Here is a 21,693-nt window from a genome sequence, read left to right as displayed (position 1 = left end):
CCCTAGACAACAGAGGGGTCCCTCGTGGAACCCATTCCAGAATATACGTCGAGTGTCGGCGAGGAGCTGAAAGTCCTTGCCGCATCAGGCGTTCTGACGCCCGACGAGGCGCAGATGCAGGTCGCGGCCAAGCTCGATCATGTGCTGACAGGCCTGCGCGAGATAAAGCCGGCCAAGAAGAGCAGTGCGCTCGGCTGGCTGTTTGCCAAGGGATCGGGCAGGCCGCGCAAGATCCGCGGGCTTTACGTCTATGGCAGTGTCGGTCGTGGCAAGACCATGCTGATGGACATGTTCTTCAAGAAAGCGCCGATCGCGAAAAAGCGCCGGGCGCATTTCCACGAATTCATGGCGGATGTCCATAGTCGCATCCACGAGCAGCGGCAGAAGCTGAAACGCGGTGAGACCAAGCAGGCCGATCCGGTGCCGCCGGTCGCGGCGGCGCTGTTTGCCGAAGCGGAACTTCTCTGCTTCGACGAGTTTTCGGTGACCGATATCACCGATGCGATGATTCTCGCGCGGCTGTTCACCGAGTTGTTCGAACTCGGCTGCGTATTGATCGCGACGTCCAACGTTGCGCCGGACAATCTCTACAAGGACGGGCTTAACCGCGGCCTTTTCGTGCCGTTCATCGGGTTGCTCAACAATCATGTCGATGTTGCCACGCTCGATTCGCCGACCGATTACCGGATGCAGAAAAATGCCAATCTGCCGGTCTATCTGACACCGCTCGATGGTCGCGCCGATGCGGCGATCGAAGCCGCATGGCATCAGATGACCGAAGGCGAGAAAGCCGGGCCGATTGACCTGCCAATGAAGGGGCGCAGCATTCATGTGCCGCACGCGGCTGGCCGGGTTGCGCGGTTTTCGTTCAAGGATCTCTGCGAAAAGCCGCTCGGGGCCTCCGACTATCTGGCGATCGCGGCTCGTTTCGACACGCTCTTTGTCGAGCATATTCCGCAGCTTGGCCCCGAAAAGCGTAACGAGGTGAAGCGGCTCATCAATCTGGTCGATGCACTTTACGACCATTCGGTCCGTCTGTTCATTTCGGCGGCGGCTGCTCCCGACGATCTTCTTGCCGAAAGGCGAGGGACGGAAGGTTTCGAATTTGACCGCACCGTTTCACGCCTCTTCGAGATGCGCAGCGCCGAATACCTTGCGTTGCATCACGAGAAGCGACAGCCAGTCTGACGTATCGCCAATCTGACACAATTGTGACGCTTTTTCTTACCTTTACGTAAGATAATATCTATCTAACCGTTTGAAATATATGACACCAAAATAATCATTTGCCATTGCTGGCGGATGACGGTATCGATGCTGCCGCAAGGAGAGCCTGCGATGACTTGTCGCAGGTACGGACCTGAGAGGAAGCATTTCGATGTCGCGTAAAAAGATCGCACTTATTGGTTCTGGCATGATCGGTGGCACGCTGGCGCATCTCGCCAGCCTGAAGGAGCTGGGCGACGTCGTCCTCTTCGACATTGCCGACGGCATTCCGCAGGGCAAGGGCCTCGATATCGCCCAGTCCGGTCCTGTAGAGGGCTTCAATGCCAAGCTGACGGGCGCAAGTGATTACGCTGCGATCGAAGGCGCGGACGTCTGCATCGTCACCGCCGGTGTCGCCCGCAAGCCGGGCATGAGCCGCGACGACCTGCTCGGCATCAACCTGAAGGTCATGGAACAGGTCGGCGCCGGCATCAAGAAATATGCCCCGAACGCTTTCGTCATCTGCATCACCAACCCGCTCGACGCGATGGTCTGGGCGCTGCAGAAGTTCTCCGGCCTGCCGAAGAACATGGTCGTCGGCATGGCCGGCGTGCTCGACTCGTCGCGTTTCCGTCTGTTCCTTTCCGAAGAGTTCAACGTCTCCGTTCAGGACGTCACCGCATTCGTTCTCGGCGGCCATGGCGACACGATGGTGCCGCTCGCCCGTTACTCGACCGTTGGCGGTATTCCGCTCACCGATCTGGTCAAGATGGGTTGGGTCACCAAGGAACGTCTCGAAGAAATCATCCAGCGCACCCGTGACGGCGGCGCCGAAATCGTCGGCCTGCTGAAGACCGGTTCCGCCTATTACGCCCCGGCCGCTTCGGCGATCGAAATGGCTGAATCCTTCCTCAAGGACAAGAAGCGTGTTCTGCCGGCTGCCGCCTATCTTTCGGGCCAGTACGGCGTGAAGGACATGTATGTCGGCGTGCCGACGATCATCGGTGCCGGCGGTATCGAGCGGATCATCGAAGTCGAATTCACCAAGGACGAAGAAGCCGCCTTCCAGAAGTCCGTCGGCGCAGTTGCCGGCCTCTGCGAAGCCTGCGTCGCGATCGCTCCTTCGCTGAAGTGATCTTGGCACTCGCGTAATTTCCGGCGCTGAAGCAATTCAGCGCACACGTCATTCAAATAGGGATCAAGCCCCATGAATATCCATGAATACCAGGCCAAGGCTCTCCTGAAGGGCTACGGCGCTCCGGTGGCCGAAGGCGTCGCCATCCTCAAGGTCGAGGAAGCCGAAGCGGCTGCAAAGTCGCTGCCGGGCCCGCTCTACGTGGTCAAGAGCCAGATCCATGCCGGCGGTCGCGGCAAGGGCAAGTTCAAGGAACTCGGTCCGGATGCCAAGGGCGGCGTTCGTCTGGCGAAGTCGATCGAGGAAGTCGTGGCGCACGCCAAGGACATGCTCGGCAACACGCTGGTCACCGCCCAGACGGGCGACGCCGGCAAGCAGGTCAACCGCCTCTATATCGAAGACGGCGCCGATATCGACCGCGAGCTCTATTGCTCGATCCTGGTCGACCGTTCGGTCGGTCAGGTTGCCTTCGTGGTTTCCACCGAAGGCGGCATGGACATCGAAGCCGTTGCCCATGACACGCCCGAGAAGATCCACACGATCGCCATCAACCCGGAAGCCGGCGTGACTGCTGCCGACGTGGCTGCGATCTCCAAGGCTCTCGAACTGTCGGGTGCTGCTGCCGAAGACGCCAAGTCACTCTTCCCGGCGCTCTACAAGGCGTTCGGCGAAAAGGACATGGCGCTTCTCGAAGTCAACCCGCTGATCGTCATGAAGGACGGCCACTTACGCGTTCTCGACGCCAAGATGTCGTTCGACGGCAATGCGCTGTTCCGCCATGACGATGTCAAGGCGCTGCGCGACGAGACCGAAGAAGACGCCAAGGAAATCGAAGCCTCCAAGTGGGACCTCGCCTATGTTGCCCTCGACGGCAATATCGGCTGCATGGTCAACGGTGCCGGTCTCGCCATGGCGACGATGGACATCATCAAGCTGTACGGCAAGGAGCCGGCTAACTTCTGCGACGTCGGCGGTGGCGCCGGCAAGGAGAAGGTCGCTGCAGCCTTCAAGATCATCACCGCTGACCCGAAGGTCGAGGGCATCCTCGTCAACATCTTCGGCGGCATCATGAAGTGCGACGTCATCGCGGAAGGCGTTATCGCTGCCGTGAAGGAAGTCGGTCTCAAGGTTCCGCTCGTCGTTCGCCTCGAAGGCACGAATGTCGATCTCGGCAAGAAGATCCTCAACGAATCGGGTCTCGCGATCACGGCAGCTGACGATCTCGACGATGCCGCCAAGAAGATCGTTGCGGCGATCAACGCCTAATTTGAGGACCTGATAATGTCTATTCTCGTCAACAAGAATACCAAGGTCCTCGTTCAGGGCCTGACCGGCAAGACCGGCACGTTCCACACCGAACAGGCGCTTGCCTATTACGGCACGCAGATGGTCGGCGGTATCCACCCGAAGAAGGGTGGCGAAACCTGGACCGGCTCGAAGGGCGAAAGCCTGCCGATCTTTGCGACCGTTGCCGAAGCCAAGGAACGCACCGGCGCCGACGCATCGGTGATCTACGTTCCGCCGGCAGGCGCTGCCGACGCGATCATCGAGGCGATCGATGCCGAGATCCCGCTCATCACCTGCATCACCGAAGGCATCCCGGTCATGGACATGGTTCGCGTCAAGGCTCGCCTCGACCGCTCCAAGTCGCGCCTGCTCGGTCCCAACTGCCCGGGCGTGCTGACGCCGGAAGAATGCAAGATCGGCATCATGCCGGGCTCGATCTTCCGCAAGGGTTCGGTCGGTATCGTCTCGCGCTCCGGCACGCTGACCTATGAAGCCGTGTTCCAGACGTCGAACGAAGGCCTTGGCCAGACGACGGCTGTCGGCATCGGCGGCGACCCGGTCAAGGGTACCGAGTTCATCGACATGCTGGAAATGTTCCTCGCCGACGAAGCCACCAAGTCGATCATCATGATCGGCGAAATCGGCGGCTCGGCTGAAGAAGATGCAGCCCAGTTCCTGATCGACGAAGCCAAGAAGGGCCGCAAGAAGCCGATGGCCGGCTTCATTGCCGGTCGTACGGCGCCTAAGGGCCGCACGATGGGCCATGCCGGTGCTGTCGTTTCCGGCGGCAAGGGCGATGCGGAATCCAAGATCGCAGCCATGGAAGCCGCGGGCATCAAGGTGTCTCCTTCTCCGGCGCGCCTCGGCACGACGCTGGTTGAAGTCCTCAAGGGCTGACGCCACATAATTGTCAATCGCCGGCGATAGAACGTCGGCGATTGACAGCGAATTTGCTCATCATCCGACCCTTTCCCGACACCCCGGGAGAAGGAGCTGCAAAGGCAGCGGCCCGGCGTGATGGAACGGCACGATACGCCTCCTTTCCCCGCAATCGGGAAGGGGTGCCGAAGCAACGACCAAGGGCGTGACACTACACTGAAGAGAATGCGGAACCGTGGAGGTCATCGGTTCCGACCACGCGAGGAGGCGGGCGCGGCGCCCGCATTAGGCCATGTCACGGCAAGAAGCCAACGAGCAGTTTCTCATCACTTCGTTCCTGGACGGCGCCAACGCCGTTTATATCGAACAACTCTACGGGCGCTATGAAGCAGACCCGAATTCGGTTTCCGACGAATGGCAGGCCTTCTTCAAGGCTTTGGCCGACAATCCCGAGGACGTGAAGAAGGCAGCGCAGGGCGCTTCCTGGAAGCGTTCGAACTGGCCGCTGGCGGCCGGCGGCGATCTCGTCAATGCGCTCGACGGCAACTGGCCGATCGTCGAAAAGGCGATCGAGACCAAGGTGAAGGCGAAGGCGGAAGCCACGGCTGCCGCAGCCGGCAAACCCGCCAGCGACGCCGACGTGCATCAGGCGACCCGTGACAGCGTGCGCGCCATCATGATGATCCGCGCCTACCGCATGCGTGGCCACCTTCATGCCAAGCTCGATCCGCTCGGCATTGCCAGCGCTGTCGAGGACTATAACGAGCTGTCGCCGAAGTCCTATGGCTTCGAGGAAAGCGACTACGACCGCAAGATCTTCATCGATAACGTGCTCGGCCTCGAATACGCGTCCGTTCGCGAAATGATCGAGATCCTCGAGCGGACCTATTGCTCGACGATCGGCGTCGAGTTCATGCACATGTCCAGCCCGGAAGAAAAGGGCTGGATCCAGGAACGTATCGAAGGTCCGGACAAGGGCATTGATTTCACGCCGGAAGGCAAGAAGGCGATCCTGTCGAAGCTGATCGAAGGCGAAGGCTACGAACAGTTTCTCGACGTCCGCTTCAAGGGGACCAAGCGTTTCGGCCTCGATGGCGGCGAAGCACTGATCCCGGCGCTCGAACAGATCATCAAGCGCGGCGGCCAGCTGGGTCTTGAAGAAGTCATCGTCGGCATGGCCCATCGTGGCCGTCTGAACGTTCTGACCAACGTGATGGGCAAGCCGCATCGCGCCGTGTTCCACGAGTTCAAGGGCGGTTCCTACAAGCCCGACGAAGTCGAGGGCTCGGGCGACGTGAAGTACCATCTCGGTGCGTCTTCCGACCGCGAATTCGACGGCAACAAGGTTCACCTGTCGCTGACGGCAAACCCATCTCACCTCGAGATCGTCAATCCGGTGGTGATGGGCAAGGCCCGCGCCAAGCAGGACCTTCTGACCAAGGTCTGGGAAAAGGACAACATCATCCCGCTCTCCGAGCGCGCCAAGGTACTGCCGCTGCTGCTGCACGGCGATGCGGCGTTTGCCGGACAGGGCGTGGTTGCCGAAATCCTCGGCCTGTCGGGTCTGCGCGGCCACCGCGTTGCCGGCACGATGCATGTGATCATCAACAACCAGATCGGCTTCACCACCAATCCCGGCTTCTCGCGTTCGTCGCCTTATCCTTCGGACGTTGCCAAGATGATCGAGGCGCCGATCTTCCACGTCAACGGCGACGATCCGGAAGCGGTCACCTATGCCGCCAAGATCGCCACCGAATACCGGATGAAGTTCCATAAGCCGGTCGTGGTCGACATGTTCTGCTACCGCCGCTTCGGCCATAACGAAGGCGATGAGCCGGCGTTCACGCAGCCGAAAATGTACAAGGTCATCCGTGCCCACAAGGCCGTGGCCGAGATCTATGCGGAGCGGCTGATCGGTGAAGGCGTCATCACTGAAGCCGAATTCGACAAGATGAAGGCCGACTGGCGTGCGCATCTGGAGGCCGAATTCGAAGCCGGACAGAGCTACAAGCCGAACAAGGCGGACTGGCTGGACGGCCAGTGGTCGGGCCTGCGCTCGGCCGACGATGCCGACGAACAGCGTCGCGGCAAGACCTCGATGCCGATGAAGAGCCTCAAGGAAATCGGCCGCAAGCTGTCGACCATCCCGGACGGTTTCAACGCGCATCGCACGATCAAGCGCTTCATGGAAAACCGGGCGCAGATGGTCGAGACCGGTGAAGGCCTCGACTGGGCGATGGCGGAAGCGTTTGCTTTCGGTTCGCTCTGCGTGGAAGGCACGAAGATCCGTCTGTCGGGCCAGGATTGCGAACGCGGCACGTTCAGCCAACGCCATTCGGTTCTCTACGATCAGGATACCGAAGAACGTTACATTCCGCTTGCCAACCTGCAGCCGGGCCAGGGCAAGTATGAAGTGATCAACTCCATGCTGTCGGAAGAAGCCGTTCTCGGTTTCGAATACGGTTATTCGCTGGCTCGCCCGAATGCTTTGACGCTGTGGGAAGCGCAGTTCGGCGATTTCGCCAACGGTGCTCAGGTCGTGTTCGACCAGTTCATCTCGTCGGGCGAACGCAAGTGGCTGCGCATGTCCGGTCTCGTCTGCCTTCTGCCGCACGGTTATGAAGGTCAGGGTCCGGAACATTCGTCGGCTCGTCTTGAGCGCTGGCTGCAGATGTGCGCCGAAGACAACATGCAGGTTGCCAACGTCACGACGCCGGCCAACTACTTCCACATCCTGCGCCGCCAGGTGAAGCGCGACTTCCGCAAGCCGCTGATCCTGATGACGCCGAAGTCTTTGCTGCGCCACAAGCGTGCAACCTCGACGCTGGCGGAACTGGCGGGTGAAAGCTCGTTCCACCGCCTGCTGTGGGACGATGCCGAAGTGATCAAGGACGGTCCGATCAAGCTGCAGAAGGATGCGAAGATCCGTCGCGTCGTGATCTGCTCCGGCAAGGTCTATTACGATCTTCTGGAAGAGCGCGAAAAGCGCGGCATCGACGACATCTACCTGCTGCGTATCGAACAGCTCTATCCGTTCCCGGCCAAGGCTCTGATCAACGAGCTGTCACGCTTCAAGAACGCCGAGATGGTCTGGTGCCAGGAAGAACCCAAGAACATGGGTGGCTGGTCGTTCATCGACCCGTATCTCGAATGGGTTCTGGCGCATATCGATGCGAAGTATCAGCGCGTCCGTTATACGGGCCGCCCGGCAGCCGCTTCGCCGGCAACCGGCCTGATGTCGAAACATCTGGCGCAGCTCGAAGCCTTCCTCGAAGACGCTCTGGGCGGCTGATTTTTCAGCCGTCTCCCCCCATTCAGTCGAAACCAAATCTGACAAAAACGGAAACAAGTCATGGCCACCGAAATCCGCGTCCCAACCCTCGGCGAATCCGTCAGCGAGGCAACCGTCGGCACCTGGTTCAAGAAGGTCGGCGACACGGTCAAGGCCGATGAGCCGCTGGTCGAACTGGAAACCGACAAGGTCACCGTCGAAGTGCCGTCCCCGGCATCGGGCGTGCTGACCGAGATCGTTGCGCAGAACGGCGAGACCGTCGGTCTTGCCGCCCTGCTCGGCCAGATCGCCGAAGGTGGCGCAGGTGCCGCCACCGCCGCACCGGCTGCAAAGCCGGCCGAAGCTGCACCGGCGCCCGCTGCCGCCGCACCGGCTGCTGCTGCCCCGGCTGCCGCATCCTCGATGCCGGCTGCACCGGCTGCCGCCAAGGTCGCTGCCGACAACAATATCTTGACCGCCGATATCGACGGTTCGGGCAAGCGTGGCCAGGTTCTGAAGGGCGATGTGATCGCCGCCATCGCCAAGGGTTCTTCTGCTCCGGCCCCGGCTGCCGTTCCGGCCGCTCCGCGCCCGGTTTCGTCGGCCGACGATGCGCCTCGCGAAGAGCGCGTGAAGATGACCCGTCTGCGCCAGACGATCGCCAAGCGCCTGAAGGACGCGCAGAACACGGCCGCCATGCTGACCACCTATAACGAGGTGGACATGAAGGCGGTGATGGACCTGCGCAACCGCTACAAGGACGTGTTCGAGAAGAAGCATGGCGTCAAGCTCGGCTTCATGGGCTTCTTCACCAAGGCCGTTACCCACGCGCTGAAGGAACTGCCGGCCGTCAACGCCGAAATCGACGGCACCGACATCATCTACAAGAACTATTGCCATGTCGGCATGGCCGTCGGCACCGACAAGGGCCTGGTCGTTCCCGTCATCCGTGATGCCGACCAGCGTTCGATCGCCGGCGTGGAAAAGGAACTCGGCCGTCTTGCCAAAGCTGCCCGCGATGGTTCGCTTTCGATGGCCGACATGCAGGGCGGTACGTTCACCATCACCAATGGTGGCGTCTACGGCTCGCTGATGTCCTCGCCGATCCTCAATGCTCCGCAGTCGGGTATTCTCGGCATGCACAAGATCCAGGAGCGTCCGGTTGTCGTCGGCGGTCAGATCGTCATCCGTCCGATGATGTATCTGGCGCTGTCCTACGATCACCGCATCGTCGACGGCAAGGAAGCGGTCACCTTCCTCGTCCGCGTCAAGGAAAGCCTGGAAGATCCGGAACGTCTGGTTCTCGATCTCTGATCCATACGTCCTGAAACTAGGAGAGCAGCATGGAACCCGCTTCGGCCAATGCGACCCATCTCGTCGTGGTGCTTTGTCTAAGCGTTGTCCTGCTGCTCTTTCACATTCTGCTGCAGGGGTTTCTGGCGACGCGCGAACTGGGTTCCGCCTGGAATGCAGGACCGCGTGACGCAGAGCTTGCGCCCAAAAGTGCCCGGGCAGGGCGGGCGGCGCGTGCGTCCAAAAACTACCAGGAAACCTATCCGGCCTTTATCGGCCTGCTTCTCGGTCTCGCCTTCATGGGTGATCCGACCGGGTTTGGCATCGGTGGTGCCTGGGTATGGCTGATCGCGCGGATCGCCTATGTTCCGCTTTATCTTGCCGGCATTCCCTATATCCGCTCGCTGGTGTGGATGTTGAGCCTTGCCGGATTGCTGATCATGATGGCTGCCCTGCTGTTTTAAGGAATTATGTCGATGCATGCCTATCTCATCGAACTGATCTCGCTGATGGCGATCTTCTCCTTCGCGATCGTCTCGCCGGGGGCGGATCTGGCAATGGTGATCCGGCAGGCCATGGTGCATGGACGGCGGCAGGCGATCATTACCAGCTTCGGCATCGGCACGGCGCTGATGTTCCATGTCAGCTACACCATTCTCGGTCTCGGACTGATCATCTCGCAGTCGGTCTATCTGTTCAATATCGTCAAATGGCTCGGCGTCGCCTATCTCATCTATATCGGCATCAAGGCGCTGAAGGCGGGCAAGACCGAGATCGGCGTGCCGGCGGCGTCTGTTGAGGGAAGTGTCAAGGGGCAATCGGCCTTGAAGGCGTTCACGCTCGGTTTTGCAGCCAATGCGCTCAACCCGAAGCCGGTGTTTTTCTTCCTGTCGATCTTTTCGACCGTCGTCAGTGCGCATACGCCGATGACGATCAAGTTCGGCTACGGACTGGTGATGGCCTCATGCCTGATCATCTGGTTCGTCGGCGTCAGCACGTTCATGACGACGCCGCGCATGCGGGCGGTATTCTCGCGGGCCAGCAAATGGATCGACCGGACCAGCGGCGTGGTGTTCATCGCGCTCGGGATAAAACTTGCAACTGAAAAAGCGGCCTGACGGCCATTTCCGAAACATGGGCGGGAATGAGCCTGCCACACCCAGAAATCAGGAATTAGAACATGGCATATGATCTCGTCGTCATCGGAAGCGGTCCCGGTGGTTATGTCTGCGCAATCAAGGCAGCCCAGCTGGGCCTGAAGGTCGCGGTTGTCGAAAAGCGCGCCACCTATGGCGGCACCTGCCTGAATATCGGCTGCATTCCGTCGAAGGCGCTGCTGCATGCGTCGGAAATGTTCCACCAGGTCGCCCATGGCGTCGATACGCTGGGCGTCGAGGTTGCCGCTCCGGTGCTCAACCTGACCAAGATGATGGCCCACAAGGATGCGACGGTGAAGTCGAATACCGATGGCGTCGCCTTCCTGTTCAAGAAGAACAAGATCGACGGCTTTATCGGTACCGGCAAGATCGTTGCTGCCGGCAAGGTTTCGGTCACGGCCGAAGACGGCACGGTGCAGGAACTGGAAACGAAGAACATCGTCATCGCCACCGGCTCTGACGTTGCCGGCATTCCGGGCGTCAATGTCGATATCGACGAGAAGGTGATCGTGTCGTCCACCGGTGCGATCGCGCTCGACAAGGTGCCGCAGAGCCTGATCGTGGTCGGCGGCGGTGTGATCGGTCTCGAACTCGGTTCGGTCTGGCTGCGTCTCGGCGCCAAGGTCACCGTGATCGAATATCTCGACAAGCTGCTCGGCGCCATGGATGGCGACGTCTCGAAGCAGTTCCAGCGGATGATCGCCAAGCAGGGCATGGACATCCGCACCGAAGCCAAGGTGACCGCCGTCGAAAAGACGGCAACCGGCGCCAAGGTCACCTATGAGCCGGTCAAGGGCGGTGATGTCGTCACCGTCGAAGCCGACGTCGTGCTGATCTCCACCGGCCGCAAGCCTTACACCGAAGGTCTTGGCCTCGAAGCTGCAGGCGTCGTGCTCGACAACCGCGGCCGCGTCGAAATCGATAGCGGTTTCAAGACCAATGTTGCCGGCATCTATGCGATCGGCGACGTGGTGAAGGGCCCGATGCTGGCGCACAAGGCGGAAGACGAGGGCGTGGCACTTGCCGAAATCCTCGCCGGCCAGCACGGCCATGTGAATTACGATGTCATCCCGGGCGTCGTCTACACCCAGCCGGAAGTCGCTTCGGTCGGCAAGACGGAAGAGGAACTGAAAGCTGCAGGCATCGCCTACAAGGTTGGCAAGTTCCCGTTCACCGCCAACGGCCGTGCCCGTGCGATGCTGGCGACCGACGGCTTCGTCAAGATCCTCGCCGACAAGGAGACCGACCGGGTGCTCGGCGGCCATATCGTCGGCTTCGGCGCTGGCGAGATGATCCACGAGATCACCGTGCTGATGGAATTCTCCGGCTCGTCGGAAGATCTCGGCCGCACCTGCCATGCGCATCCGACCATGTCGGAAGCGGTCAAGGAAGCAGCACTTTCGACCTTCGCCAAGCCGATCCATATGTGATCGCCGAGCGACTCAATTAAACTGTTCGATGGAAAGCCGCGTTCGCACAGAGCGCGGCTTTCGTCGTTTGATTGAGTGAATTTAAGATCTTAAAGCCAGGGTGGCGTAAAAGTTAACAAAACGTTGATTCGATTGATGTCAATCCCGAGTTCTTTTGGCTGATTGGACGCTTTTGCGGCGCATGGCGAATTCCTGTAACAAACACGTCGTCGCCCGGCGTATTTAAGGGCGCCTCCGCGGCTCAGCCTCAACGGACATGCGTAAAGCTCACCCCGTTTTCATGCATGAGGCATACCGCCACCCATGGCGGTCCGGGCCATGACGTCCTGCCCAACGGTTCACATCTTTCGACGTGGCAAGAGGTCCAGGAGGCCAATTTGACCAGTATCAGCTCCATTTCCAGTTCAACGACGACCACCTATCTGTCGCGGCTCGACACGAATGGCGACGGCACCGTTTCCGCTTCCGAGCTTGCGGCCGGCAATGCGACGACATCCACCTCGACATCGTTATTGTCGAGCACATCCGATGAAAGCACCGGCGCGGGCAATGCTGCCGCCGAACAGCTCTCGTCGATGATGATGGCGATGATCCTGCAGGCAGGCGAAAGTGACACGCAGGGCGATCAATCCGGTGGCGATGCGCCGGCGCAGATGTCGGTTTCCGATCTGGATACAGACGGTGACGGCGTGGTCAGTGCCACGGAGTTCGCCGCCACGAAGCCGGATGACGTGACCGACGAGATGTCTGCTCAGCTGTTCTCGTCGCTGGATGTCGACGGCAATGGCAGCATCGATGAAAGCGAACTCTCCGCGATGCGCAACGGCTCGCCGCCACCGCCGCCATCCAGCAGCGATGAAGCATCGGCCAGCGATGGCGATATCTCCGTCGATGACCTGCTGGCGCAATTGAAAGAACTTACCGAGCAATATCTCGCCTCGGCCGGCGGCGACATCGATACAAGCGCGCTGATCGCTACGGTCTGAGCCGCACCATCCAGCGTCTTGACGGCGCTTCAAGGCGGGATGCAGATCCCGCCTTTTCCTTTGTTGGCTTGTACCGTCGCACGGGAGGCTTGCTGAGACGCCGCCGAGCGCTAGACTCCATCTCGTTTCCCTCTTTCAAGCAGGTGGCGCGCATGAAGACGGCATTCTCAATTCCGCAACGGTTGGTGCACTGGCTGATGGCCGTGCTGATCCTGTTCAACCTGTTGTTTTCCGACGCAATGGGCGCCTTCGGCGAACTCTATTTCGGTGACAGGCCGGTGCCGCCAGAGGTGATGGCATCAGCGAATATTCATGCCTATGTCGGTATTGCCATCCTTGTGCTTGCGCTTGTCCGGCTCTGTCTTCGCATCAGCCAGGGCGTGCCGCCGGAGCCGACGGGCGAACCGGCGATCTTTCGTGTTCTGGCGACGATCAGCCACTGGGCGTTCTACGCGATGTTCATCATCATGCCGATTGCCGGCATCGGTGCCTTCTATTTCAAGAACAGCATGGCGGCATTCGCCCATATCGGCTGGATGAAGACAGCAATGTGGGTGCTGATCGCCCTGCACCTGCTGGGCGTGCTGGCGCATCAGTTCTACTGGAAGACAAATATCATCCGCAGGATGACGACCGGGTAGACCGGCGGCTGCCGACGTTCTTATCTTGCAGGCGTGACGGTAAAACCCTGGCTGCGCAGCAACTCCACCAGACCCTCGTTGCCGGGCAGGTGAAGCGCGCCGACGGCGATGAAGCTGTTGCCGAGAGCGAGGATCGGTGCGGCGCGCTCGGCCATGGTGTGATTTCGCCTGGTGACGATCAGTTCCTCGAATTCGGCATAACCGGCATCGTCCCCTTCGTCGGGCGCGACCTGCTTGAGGAAGGGAACGGTGAGGCCGATATCGCCGGAAAGATAGAGCTCGGTCATGGTCTCGAAAATGTCGTCCATCTTCGGACCGAGCTTGATCGTCTCGATCAGCGACTTCATGTGCATGTCGGTCGGGATCGATGCCATGGCGGATAGCTGTTCGGCGAAGGTTTCCAGCCCTTTCACCGTCTTGCCTTCGGCTTTGGCGTCGAGAGCGATGCGCTTGTCGAGGAAGGCGGTGTTCTCTCCCTTGCGGGCCATTTCGCAGGCGGGCAGCGAAACGAAGGACATCAGCATCCATGGCTTCATGCGCGAGACGGCGGAAAGCGGGATGCCGCGCTTCTTCAATGTGGCTTCGAGCAGGGCCAGATCGTCCTTGCCGAGGAGGCTCTCTATCGATGTACCGTCGGTGAACATGGTCAGTTCCGGGCGGGCGAGGATGCCGGCCATCGCCTTCTTGTCGTCCAGCACTTCATCGGATTCGATCACGACCGTATCGGCTGCAGCGAGAGCCGCGGCCGCGCCATCTGGCATTTTCAAAACGCGCGGATCGGTGACATGCATGGTGCCGAGAAGATAGGAGGGGGCAAGGCCCGGCTTTTCTATCTTCCAGAATATGCCCTTGCCGTTTGGCACCTTGTCGCCATCGGCGACGATCCGCTCATAGGCTGACGGCTTTTCCGCCTTCATCTCGTCGAGAAGATTGGCACCGTGGCAGGCTGCCTCCTGCGCGACCTTCGGGCCTGCCTCGTTGCCGGTCTCCTGCGCGTCCGCGTTCGACAGCATGCCGAGCACGAGCAGCAGCGAAGCGAGTGCCGCCACATGGATGGCCGCCAGCAGCCAGAGGCCGATATCCTGCAACAGCCTTGCGCCGGAGGTCGATGGAAATGAATGGTTCATGTCGCTATCCGCATTTTTTCGAGCCAAGCATATCAATCCAGGCTCGACGGCTGCTTAACATGGCTGGTTAACGATTGGTTCAGCCCGCATTGTTCAGGCATGGGGGCAGGTGGGTCAGGCGCGGGGGTGGGCGCGATCGTAGACTTCGAGCAGACGCGAGGTGTCGACCCCGGTATAGACCTGGGTGGTCGAAAGGCTGGCATGGCCAAGCAGTTCCTGGATCGTGCGCAGATCGCCACCACCGGCGAGAAGATGGGTGGCGAAGGAATGGCGCAGCGCATGGGGCGTTGCCGTATCCGGCAGTCCGAAGGCACTTCTGAGCTTCTGCATCTGCCGCTGAATGATGGCAGGCTGAAGCGGGCCGCCACGGGCGCCGCGAAAGAGCGGCTTTTCGGCTGTCAGATGGTAGGGGCAGATATCGCGATAACGCGTGACGGCCGTGGCGACGACCGGAAGGAGTGGCACGATGCGGGTTTTGCCGCCCTTGCCCTTGATGCGCAAAGTCGTCGTCTGCGGTTCTATCTCGTCCGGAAGAAGGCCAAGAGCCTCGGAAATGCGCAGTCCGCAGCCGTAAAGCAGGGCGAGGACGGCTGCATCGCGGGCGGCGATCCACGGTTCGTCCTGAAGCTGTGTCTCGCTGATCGTGAGATTGGTCGCCTGCCGGTCGGTCAGTGGCTTGGGCAGGGATTTCGGTTGTTTCGGTGCCCGAATGGCGCCGGCGGCGGCGGCATTGATAAGGCCCAGCCGCTCCATATAGCTCAGAAAGGACCTCAGTCCGGCAAGATGACGGCCGAGCGAACGCGAGCCCGCGCCGTCGCGGCGACGGGCGGCGAGGAAAGAGCGCAGATCCGCCGGGCGCAATGTGTGGATATCGGAAATTTTCGGCGGGCCGGCGAGATGGCCGGTGAGGAACGTGAGAAATTGCCTGGTGTCGCGCTCATAGGCATCAAGCGTGTTCGCGGACAGCCGGCGCTCGTCCTTCAGGCTCTCCAGCCATTCGTGGCGCCTGGCGGCAAGGTCGGGGGCGGCGATGATCAGAAGCTCGTTCAATGGCCTTGCCCGTTGATTTTGGTGGAAAGCCGCACCAGATTGCTATCGGCAGCGTTACGGAACTTTTAAATCCGGGCGATCTGCCAAAGTTTTATCATACGGGGATGTCAGGAGAGGCTCCCCGCGCAAGGAGTTTGTATGGCCCGCCGTGACAATTCGACGACTTTCAGTCAATTCGCGGAGACCATCACACTCAACTCACGCGGCCGGCCAGGCCATATCGTCGATACGCTGATCGGAGAGCGTGGCCAGCGGATTGTCGGCAGCCCGTTCTGGCCGGTGATGCGGCCGTTTCTCTATACGCTCCTGAGATATGGCAAGGCGATCGAGTTTGCCGACGACGTGGCGCCGAAAAGCGGCTTCCAGTGTTTCGAATATATGAGCGACCTGCTGAGGCTGCAGATCAAGGCGAAGAATACCGACCGCATTCCCGAAAAGGGTGGCTTTATCCTGGTCAGCAATCACCCGACCGGCATCGCCGATGGGGTGGCGGTGTTCGATCTGCTGAAAGCCACCCGGCCGGACCTGATGGTGTTTGCCAATCGTGATGCGGTGCGCGTCAATCCGCGGTTTGCCGAGATGATCATCCCCGTCGAATGGCGCGATGAGCACAAGAGCAAGCTCAAGACCCGCGAAACGCTGGTTCTCACCAACAAGGCGGTCGATGAGGAGAAGGTGCTGGTGCTTTTCCCCTCCGGCCGCATCGCCTATTGGGCGGATGGCAAGCTGAATGAACGGCCGTGGAAGACATCCGCCGTCAGTCTGGCGCGCAAATACAATCTGCCGATCCTGCCGATCCACATTACGGCGCGCAATTCCGGCCTGTTCTACTGGCTGGCGAAATGGTCGACGGAATTGCGCGACATGACGGTGTTCTATGAACTCCTGAACAAGAAGGGCAATCGCTTCGACTTCACCGTCGGCCGGATGATCCAGCCGACCGAGCTGGAAGGCGATCCGGCAGAGGTGACGAAAGCGCTGGAACATCACACCGTTGTCGATCTGGCGGCGGATGGTGATGCCCTGTTCCAGTTCGATGGCGTTCCGGCATTGGCGGCCACGGCCTGATTTTCCATTCTTCACTGTTCACTTTTGTTCCGTCTCGGGGCATGGTCGCCGCGCATGGGCAAGGATTCTTCCAACATGATGGGTTCGCTATTCGGTGACGCGCTTGCGCCGTCGCGCGCACCCGTGCGCGTCGTGCCGATCCTGGTGCCGCTGCCGGTGCCGGTTGCCTATAGCTATGCGGTGCCTGAGGGCATGCATGTCGAACCCGGTTCGGTCGTGCAGGTGCCGGTCGGGCCGCGCCAGGTGATCGGTGTCGTGTGGGAAGGCGAGAATGACGAGCGGCTGGACCCGAAGAAAGTGCGTCCGATCACGCTTACCTTCGATTGTCCGCCGCTGTCCAAGGACATGCGCGATTTCGTCGACTGGGTATCAGCCTATACGCTGTCGCCGCCCGGTCTCGTGGCGCGGATGGCCATTCGTGCGCCGGCAGCGCTCGATCCCGAACCGATGGTCGAAGGCTTGCGTTATCTCGGTGGCGAGCCGGACCGGCTGACCCCGGCCAGGACCCGTGTGCTTGACATGGCGCGGGAGCAGGAAATGCCGTGGACACGCAGCGGACTAGCGCATGCTGCCGGGGTATCGCTCAGCGTCATCGACGGGCTGATCAGGCAGGGCATGTTCGACACCGTGTTCCTGCCTCCGCCGCCGGTGGTGGCCAAGCCGGACCCCGACTATATCGCGCCGCGCATCGAGGGACCGCAAAAGGATGCCGCGCAGGAGATTGTCAATTCGATCAGGGCCGGCGGGTTTGCCGCCTCGCTGATTGATGGCGTCACCGGTTCCGGCAAGACGGAAGTCTATTTCGAGGCGATCGCCGAAACGCTGCGGCGCGGAAAACAGGTGATGATCCTGTTGCCGGAAATCGCCCTGACACCGGCGTTCCTGGAGCGTTTCGAGCAACGGTTCGGCGCCAAACCCGCCGAATGGCATTCGGATCTTTCGCCGCGCATGCGCGAAAAGGTCTGGCGGGGAGTGGTGACGGGCGAGGTGCGGGTGGTTGCCGGCGCGCGTTCGGCACTGTTCCTGCCGTTCGAAGAGCTCGGGCTTGTCATCGTCGACGAAGAACATGATCCTGCCTACAAGCAGGAAGACCGGGTCTTTTATAATGCCCGCGACATGGCGGTGGTGCGGGCCCGGATCGGTGATTTCCCGATCGTACTGGTGTCGGCAACGCCCTCGGTGGAAAGCCAGGTCAACGGACTGTCAGGCCGCTACAATCTGGTTCAGCTGCCGACACGGTTCGGCGACGCGGCGCTGCCCGATCTGCATCTCATCGACATGCGGCGACATCCACCCGAGCGGGGCGGCTTCCTGTCGCCGGTGCTGGTCAGGGCGATTGCAAGGACGATCGAGAAAAAGCAGCAGTCGCTGCTCTTCCTCAATCGCCGCGGTTATGCACCGCTGACGCTCTGCCGGGTCTGCGGTCACCGGTTCCAATGCCCGCAATGTTCGAGCTGGCTGGTCGAGCACCGGTTCCGAAGCCAGATCCAGTGCCATCAATGCGGTTATTCGCAACGAACGCCGGAGGCCTGCCCGGAATGCGGAACGCTCGATCATCTCGTCGCCTGCGGTCCGGGCGTCGAGCGGATTGCCGAGGAGGTCGAAAAACATTTTCCCGATGCCCGCACGATCGTCATGTCGTCGGATATTCTGGGCGGCGTCAAACGGATGCGGCTGGAGCTGGACGCGATCGCCAAGGGTGATGTCGATATCGTCATCGGCACGCAGCTCGTCGCCAAGGGGCATAACTTTCCGCTGATGACGCTGGTCGGCATCGTCGATGCGGATCTGGGCCTGTCGAACGGCGATCCGCGTGCGGCAGAGCGGACATTCCAGCTGCTCAGCCAGGTGACGGGACGTGCGGGCCGAACCGGTCTGAAGAGCCACGGCTTGATCCAGACATTTCAGCCGATGCATCCGGTCATGCAGGCGATCGTATCGGGCGATTCCACCGCCTTCTACGATCGCGAGATTTCCGAGCGGGAAAAGGCGCTTTTGCCACCATTCGGCCGGCTTGCCTCGCTGATCGTATCGGCCGATACAAGGGCGGATGCGGAAAACCATGCACGAGGTCTTCGTGCAGCGGCGCCGCATGTCTCCGGCATATCGGTTCTCGGGCCGGCCGAAGCGCCGATCGCGCTGGTTCGCGGGCGCCATCGGTTCCGCCTCCTGGTTCACGGGCGGCGCAATTCCGACATGCAGGGTTTTCTGAAGGCGATGCTCGGCAACGGACCGAAAGCGCGAGGCACGGTACAGGTGCAGCTCGATGTCGATCCGCAGAGCTTTCTCTAGCGCATAGAACCGAAGACAGGCACCGGCTTTTTGGTAGAGACAGAGGCCGGCAAGACGATGTTTGCGACTTGTTTACCCTATTGGCTAGAATCAAGGCGATTCGAGAGGGTGCGCCGGCATGGAATTTTACTTCCCCACTGAGATGAACGAACAGGTAGCCTTTATCGGCTGCGCCGCAACGGCCGTCATCGGCCTGCTCATCCTTGTCTTTCCTGGTACGGCCTTGAGGCTCTCTGCTTTCCAGGTGGGTGAGGTGAGGCCCTCGGGATACGGTTCGGTGCGGGCTGCCGGCGGGCGCTATATGGGCCTCGGCGTACTGCCGATCCTGCTCGCCCAGGACTGGTTCTATATGGCGACCGGCGTGGTGCTGGCGCTGGGTGCGGCCGGGCGTCTGGTTTCATTCATCCTCGACCGCGGCGTAACGCCGCAGAATATAGCGTTTTTTCTACTTGAAGTTGCTTTATCGGCGGCGCCGCTCGCTTATGTGTTTGGCTATATCTAATGGCGCATAACGCCGCGGTCGGACGCCGATAGCCCGGAAATGCGGGGAAAATCGAAGAATAAACCTGCATCGCCTTGAAGGGTGTGCTTTTTCGACATCGAGGCGTGTTGCGAGTCCCTACATCCTATGCTAGACGAACCCAAACGTCGGAAACGTCGGGCGGAGGTCCTGCAGGTTCCGAGGGAAATTCAATAAATTTCAAGGTCTTGCTCGATCACTTTATTCGGGCTCGATGCTTGGAGTGCAATTCAGGGAAACTGTGCCAGTGGCTGAGACGTCCCCGCTTATTTCCGGTGTCGCGGAGCGTTATGCTCTGTCGCTGTTCGAGCTTGCGTCGGAAACCGGCTCCATCGATGCCGTCGGTGCCGATCTCGATCGGTTCCAGGCGATGCTGGACGAGAGCGAAGATCTGCGACGCCTTGTCGCGAGCCCGGTTTTCTCTGCTTCCGAGCAGCAGCAGGCGGTTGCCGCCGTTGCCGAAAAGGCGGGTCTTTCCGCGACGGTCCTGAATTTCTTCAAGGTTGTCGCCGGTAATCGCCGCCTGTTCGCGCTGCCGGGTATGATCCGTTCCTATCGCCAGATCGCCGCCGACCATCGCGGTGAAATTACCGCCGAAGTCACTTCGGCTCATGCGTTGACTGCAACGCAGGAAAAAGAACTCAAGTCGGCGCTGAAGGGCGTAACCGGCAAGGATGTGACCATTGCCGTTACGATCGATCCGTCGATCCTCGGTGGCCTGATCGTCAAGGTTGGTTCGCGCCAGATCGATACGTCCCTTCGCACCAAACTTTCCACCCTTAAGCTTGCATTGAAAGAGGTCGGCTGATGGATATCCGTGCAGCGGAAATTTCCGCAATTCTCAAGGACCAGATCAAGAATTTCGGCCAGGATGCCGAAGTTTCGGAAGTCGGCCAGGTCCTGTCCGTTGGTGACGGCATTGCCCGCGTCTACGGTCTCGACAACGTGCAGGCTGGTGAAATGGTCGAGTTTCCGGGTGGTATCCGGGGCATGGCTCTGAACCTCGAATCCGACAATGTCGGCGTGGTCATCTTCGGTTCCGACCGTGGCATCAAGGAAGGCGACACCGTCAAGCGGACCGGCGCCATCGTCGACGTTCCGGTCGGTCCGGAACTGCTCGGCCGCGTCGTTGATGCGCTCGGCAACCCGATCGACGGCAAGGGCCCGATCAATGCGACCCGCCGCTCGCGCGTCGACGTCAAGGCGCCCGGCATCATTCCGCGCAAGTCGGTTCATGAACCGATGTCGACCGGCCTCAAGGCCATCGATGCCCTGATCCCGGTCGGCCGCGGCCAGCGCGAGCTCGTCATCGGCGACCGCCAGACCGGCAAGACCGCCATCATTCTCGATGCGTTCCTGAATCAGAAGTCGATCCACGACAACGGCCCGGACGGCGACAAGCTGTTCTGCGTCTACGTCGCTATCGGCCAGAAGCGTTCGACGGTTGCCCAGTTCGTCAAGGTGCTCGAAGAGCGCGGCGCGCTGCAGTATTCGATCATCGTTGCCGCCACGGCTTCCGACGCTGCTCCGATGCAGTATCTGGCACCGTTCGCCGGCTGCGCCATGGGCGAATATTTCCGCGACAACGGCCAGCACGCCCTGATCGCTTATGACGACCTTTCCAAGCAGGCCGTCGCCTATCGCCAGATGTCGCTTCTGCTGCGCCGCCCGCCGGGCCGCGAAGCTTATCCGGGCGACGTTTTCTATCTCCACTCGCGTCTCCTCGAGCGCGCTGCAAAGCTCTCCGACGAGCGCGGCGCCGGTTCGCTGACGGCTCTGCCGGTCATCGAAACCCAGGGTAACGACGTTTCGGCGTTCATCCCGACCAACGTGATCTCGATCACCGACGGCCAGATCTTCCTCGAAACCGACCTGTTCTATCAGGGCATCCGTCCGGCCGTTAACGTCGGTCTGTCGGTTTCCCGCGTCGGCTCGGCCGCGCAGGTCAAGGCGATGAAGCAGGTTGCCGGTTCGATCAAGGGCGAACTTGCCCAGTATCGTGAAATGGCTGCGTTCGCGCAGTTCGGCTCCGACCTCGATGCCTCGACGCAGCGCCTGCTCAACCGCGGTGCCCGCCTGACCGAACTCCTGAAGCAGCCGCAGTTCTCGCCGCTGAAGACGGAAGAGCAGGTCTCGGTGATCTTCGCAGGCGTCAACGGCTACCTCGACAAGATCGCTGTTTCCGACGTCGGCAAGTTCGAGCAGGGTCTGCTTTCCTACCTTCGTTCGGAAGGCGCGGCCGTTCTTGAGACGATCCGCACCGAAAAGCAGATCTCCGACGACACGAAGGCGAAGCTCAAGTCGGCGCTCGACGCCTACACCAAGTCTTTCGCCTAAAGTACGGATCAAGC

The 21,693-nt window shown here is 60.7% G+C and carries 18 protein-coding genes; 16 read left to right on the top strand and 2 right to left on the bottom strand.

The genetic code is table 11. The features are described from left to right. Window positions 1–24 precede the first annotated feature (24 nt). The 11 genes from zapE to AC2GXZ_RS23990 all read left to right on the top strand — a co-directional run bounded on the left by zapE (window position 25) and on the right by AC2GXZ_RS23990 (window position 13,285). A complete protein-coding gene (zapE, locus tag AC2GXZ_RS24040; protein ID WP_483761744.1) occupies window positions 25–1,188 on the top strand; it encodes a cell division protein ZapE in 1,164 nt (387 codons plus the stop codon). A gap of 190 nt (window positions 1,189–1,378) precedes the next feature. Next, window positions 1,379–2,341, top strand: coding sequence for a malate dehydrogenase (gene mdh, locus AC2GXZ_RS24035; RefSeq protein ID WP_483761743.1), 963 nt, complete (start codon window positions 1,379–1,381; stop codon window positions 2,339–2,341). Window positions 2,342–2,413: 72 nt separating this feature from the next. After that, window positions 2,414–3,607, top strand: coding sequence for an ADP-forming succinate--CoA ligase subunit beta (gene sucC / locus AC2GXZ_RS24030; protein ID WP_483761742.1), 1,194 nt, complete (start codon window positions 2,414–2,416; stop codon window positions 3,605–3,607). Window positions 3,608–3,622: 15 nt separating this feature from the next. Next, window positions 3,623–4,525 carry a succinate--CoA ligase subunit alpha gene (gene sucD, locus AC2GXZ_RS24025; RefSeq protein WP_483761741.1) on the top strand — a complete coding sequence of 301 codons (903 nt, stop codon included), beginning with the start codon at window positions 3,623–3,625 and terminating at the stop codon, window positions 4,523–4,525. Between the two features lie 274 nt (window positions 4,526–4,799). After that, window positions 4,800–7,799 (top strand): 2-oxoglutarate dehydrogenase E1 component, encoded by a 3,000-nt coding sequence (locus AC2GXZ_RS24020; protein WP_483761740.1) that lies wholly within the window; start codon window positions 4,800–4,802, stop codon window positions 7,797–7,799. A gap of 60 nt (window positions 7,800–7,859) precedes the next feature. After that, window positions 7,860–9,092 carry a 2-oxoglutarate dehydrogenase complex dihydrolipoyllysine-residue succinyltransferase gene (odhB, locus tag AC2GXZ_RS24015; protein ID WP_483761739.1) on the top strand — a complete coding sequence of 411 codons (1,233 nt, stop codon included), beginning with the start codon at window positions 7,860–7,862 and terminating at the stop codon, window positions 9,090–9,092. Between the two features lie 29 nt (window positions 9,093–9,121). Beyond that, on the top strand, window positions 9,122–9,535 hold the full coding sequence (locus AC2GXZ_RS24010; RefSeq protein WP_483761738.1) for an MAPEG family protein: 414 nt from the start codon (window positions 9,122–9,124) through the stop codon (window positions 9,533–9,535). Between the two features lie 12 nt (window positions 9,536–9,547). Next, entirely contained in the window at window positions 9,548–10,189 is a 642-nt protein-coding gene (locus AC2GXZ_RS24005) for a LysE family translocator (protein WP_483761737.1), read from the top strand. A gap of 62 nt (window positions 10,190–10,251) precedes the next feature. Then, window positions 10,252–11,658 carry a dihydrolipoyl dehydrogenase gene (gene lpdA, locus AC2GXZ_RS24000; RefSeq protein ID WP_483761736.1) on the top strand — a complete coding sequence of 469 codons (1,407 nt, stop codon included), beginning with the start codon at window positions 10,252–10,254 and terminating at the stop codon, window positions 11,656–11,658. Window positions 11,659–12,035: 377 nt separating this feature from the next. Continuing rightward, entirely contained in the window at window positions 12,036–12,644 is a 609-nt protein-coding gene (locus tag AC2GXZ_RS23995) for an EF-hand domain-containing protein (protein ID WP_483761735.1), read from the top strand. Between the two features lie 152 nt (window positions 12,645–12,796). After that, a complete protein-coding gene (locus AC2GXZ_RS23990; RefSeq protein ID WP_483761734.1) occupies window positions 12,797–13,285 on the top strand; it encodes a cytochrome b in 489 nt (162 codons plus the stop codon). Between the two features lie 20 nt (window positions 13,286–13,305). On the opposite strand, the gene AC2GXZ_RS23985 is transcribed toward AC2GXZ_RS23990, so the two are convergent. Beyond that, entirely contained in the window at window positions 13,306–14,412 is a 1,107-nt protein-coding gene (locus AC2GXZ_RS23985) for a TraB/GumN family protein (protein WP_483761733.1), read from the bottom strand. 114 nt (window positions 14,413–14,526) lie between these two features. Further along, entirely contained in the window at window positions 14,527–15,462 is a 936-nt protein-coding gene (locus tag AC2GXZ_RS23980) for a tyrosine recombinase XerC (protein WP_483761732.1), read from the bottom strand. Between the two features lie 138 nt (window positions 15,463–15,600). Between AC2GXZ_RS23980 and AC2GXZ_RS23975 the strand changes: the two genes are divergently transcribed. The 5 genes from AC2GXZ_RS23975 (at window position 15,601) to atpA (ending at window position 21,679) form a co-directional block, all read left to right on the top strand. Further along, complete coding sequence (locus tag AC2GXZ_RS23975) at window positions 15,601–16,530, top strand: GNAT family N-acetyltransferase (RefSeq protein WP_483761731.1); 930 nt, start codon at window positions 15,601–15,603, stop codon at window positions 16,528–16,530. A 54-nt stretch (window positions 16,531–16,584) separates the two neighbouring features. Beyond that, window positions 16,585–18,822, top strand: coding sequence for a primosomal protein N' (locus AC2GXZ_RS23970; protein ID WP_483761730.1), 2,238 nt, complete (start codon window positions 16,585–16,587; stop codon window positions 18,820–18,822). Between the two features lie 118 nt (window positions 18,823–18,940). Next, the gene (locus tag AC2GXZ_RS23965) at window positions 18,941–19,324 is read left to right on the top strand and encodes an AGROH133_08824 family phage infection protein (protein WP_483761729.1); all 384 of its coding nucleotides are present in this window, start codon (window positions 18,941–18,943) and stop codon (window positions 19,322–19,324) included. Between the two features lie 259 nt (window positions 19,325–19,583). Beyond that, window positions 19,584–20,150: a F0F1 ATP synthase subunit delta gene (locus tag AC2GXZ_RS23960; protein ID WP_483761728.1), complete on the top strand. Its 567-nt coding sequence runs from the start codon at window positions 19,584–19,586 to the stop codon at window positions 20,148–20,150. After that, on the top strand, window positions 20,150–21,679 hold the full coding sequence (gene atpA, locus AC2GXZ_RS23955) for a F0F1 ATP synthase subunit alpha (protein WP_483761727.1): 1,530 nt from the start codon (window positions 20,150–20,152) through the stop codon (window positions 21,677–21,679). Before AC2GXZ_RS23960 ends, atpA begins: the two co-directional genes overlap by 1 nt. Window positions 21,680–21,693 lie beyond the last annotated feature (14 nt).

It is taken from the genome of Aliirhizobium sp. YIM B11859 (assembly GCF_057163345.1).
Note: the sequence above shows the minus strand (reverse complement) of the source record. Positions and strands in the feature narration are given on the sequence as shown.

Coding starts and splice junctions, on each gene's coding strand:
- mdh (WP_483761743.1), top strand. CDS start 1,379: ATGTCGCGTAAAAAGATCGCACTTATTGGTTCTGGCATGATCGGTGGC.
- sucC (WP_483761742.1), top strand. CDS start 2,414: ATGAATATCCATGAATACCAGGCCAAGGCTCTCCTGAAGGGCTACGGC.
- sucD (WP_483761741.1), top strand. CDS start 3,623: ATGTCTATTCTCGTCAACAAGAATACCAAGGTCCTCGTTCAGGGCCTG.
- AC2GXZ_RS24020 (WP_483761740.1), top strand. CDS start 4,800: ATGTCACGGCAAGAAGCCAACGAGCAGTTTCTCATCACTTCGTTCCTG.
- odhB (WP_483761739.1), top strand. CDS start 7,860: ATGGCCACCGAAATCCGCGTCCCAACCCTCGGCGAATCCGTCAGCGAG.
- AC2GXZ_RS24010 (WP_483761738.1), top strand. CDS start 9,122: ATGGAACCCGCTTCGGCCAATGCGACCCATCTCGTCGTGGTGCTTTGT.
- AC2GXZ_RS24005 (WP_483761737.1), top strand. CDS start 9,548: ATGCATGCCTATCTCATCGAACTGATCTCGCTGATGGCGATCTTCTCC.
- lpdA (WP_483761736.1), top strand. CDS start 10,252: ATGGCATATGATCTCGTCGTCATCGGAAGCGGTCCCGGTGGTTATGTC.
- AC2GXZ_RS23990 (WP_483761734.1), top strand. CDS start 12,797: ATGAAGACGGCATTCTCAATTCCGCAACGGTTGGTGCACTGGCTGATG.
- AC2GXZ_RS23985 (WP_483761733.1), bottom strand. CDS start 14,412: ATGAACCATTCATTTCCATCGACCTCCGGCGCAAGGCTGTTGCAGGAT.
- AC2GXZ_RS23975 (WP_483761731.1), top strand. CDS start 15,601: ATGGCCCGCCGTGACAATTCGACGACTTTCAGTCAATTCGCGGAGACC.
- AC2GXZ_RS23970 (WP_483761730.1), top strand. CDS start 16,585: ATGGGCAAGGATTCTTCCAACATGATGGGTTCGCTATTCGGTGACGCG.
- AC2GXZ_RS23965 (WP_483761729.1), top strand. CDS start 18,941: ATGGAATTTTACTTCCCCACTGAGATGAACGAACAGGTAGCCTTTATC.
- atpA (WP_483761727.1), top strand. CDS start 20,150: ATGGATATCCGTGCAGCGGAAATTTCCGCAATTCTCAAGGACCAGATC.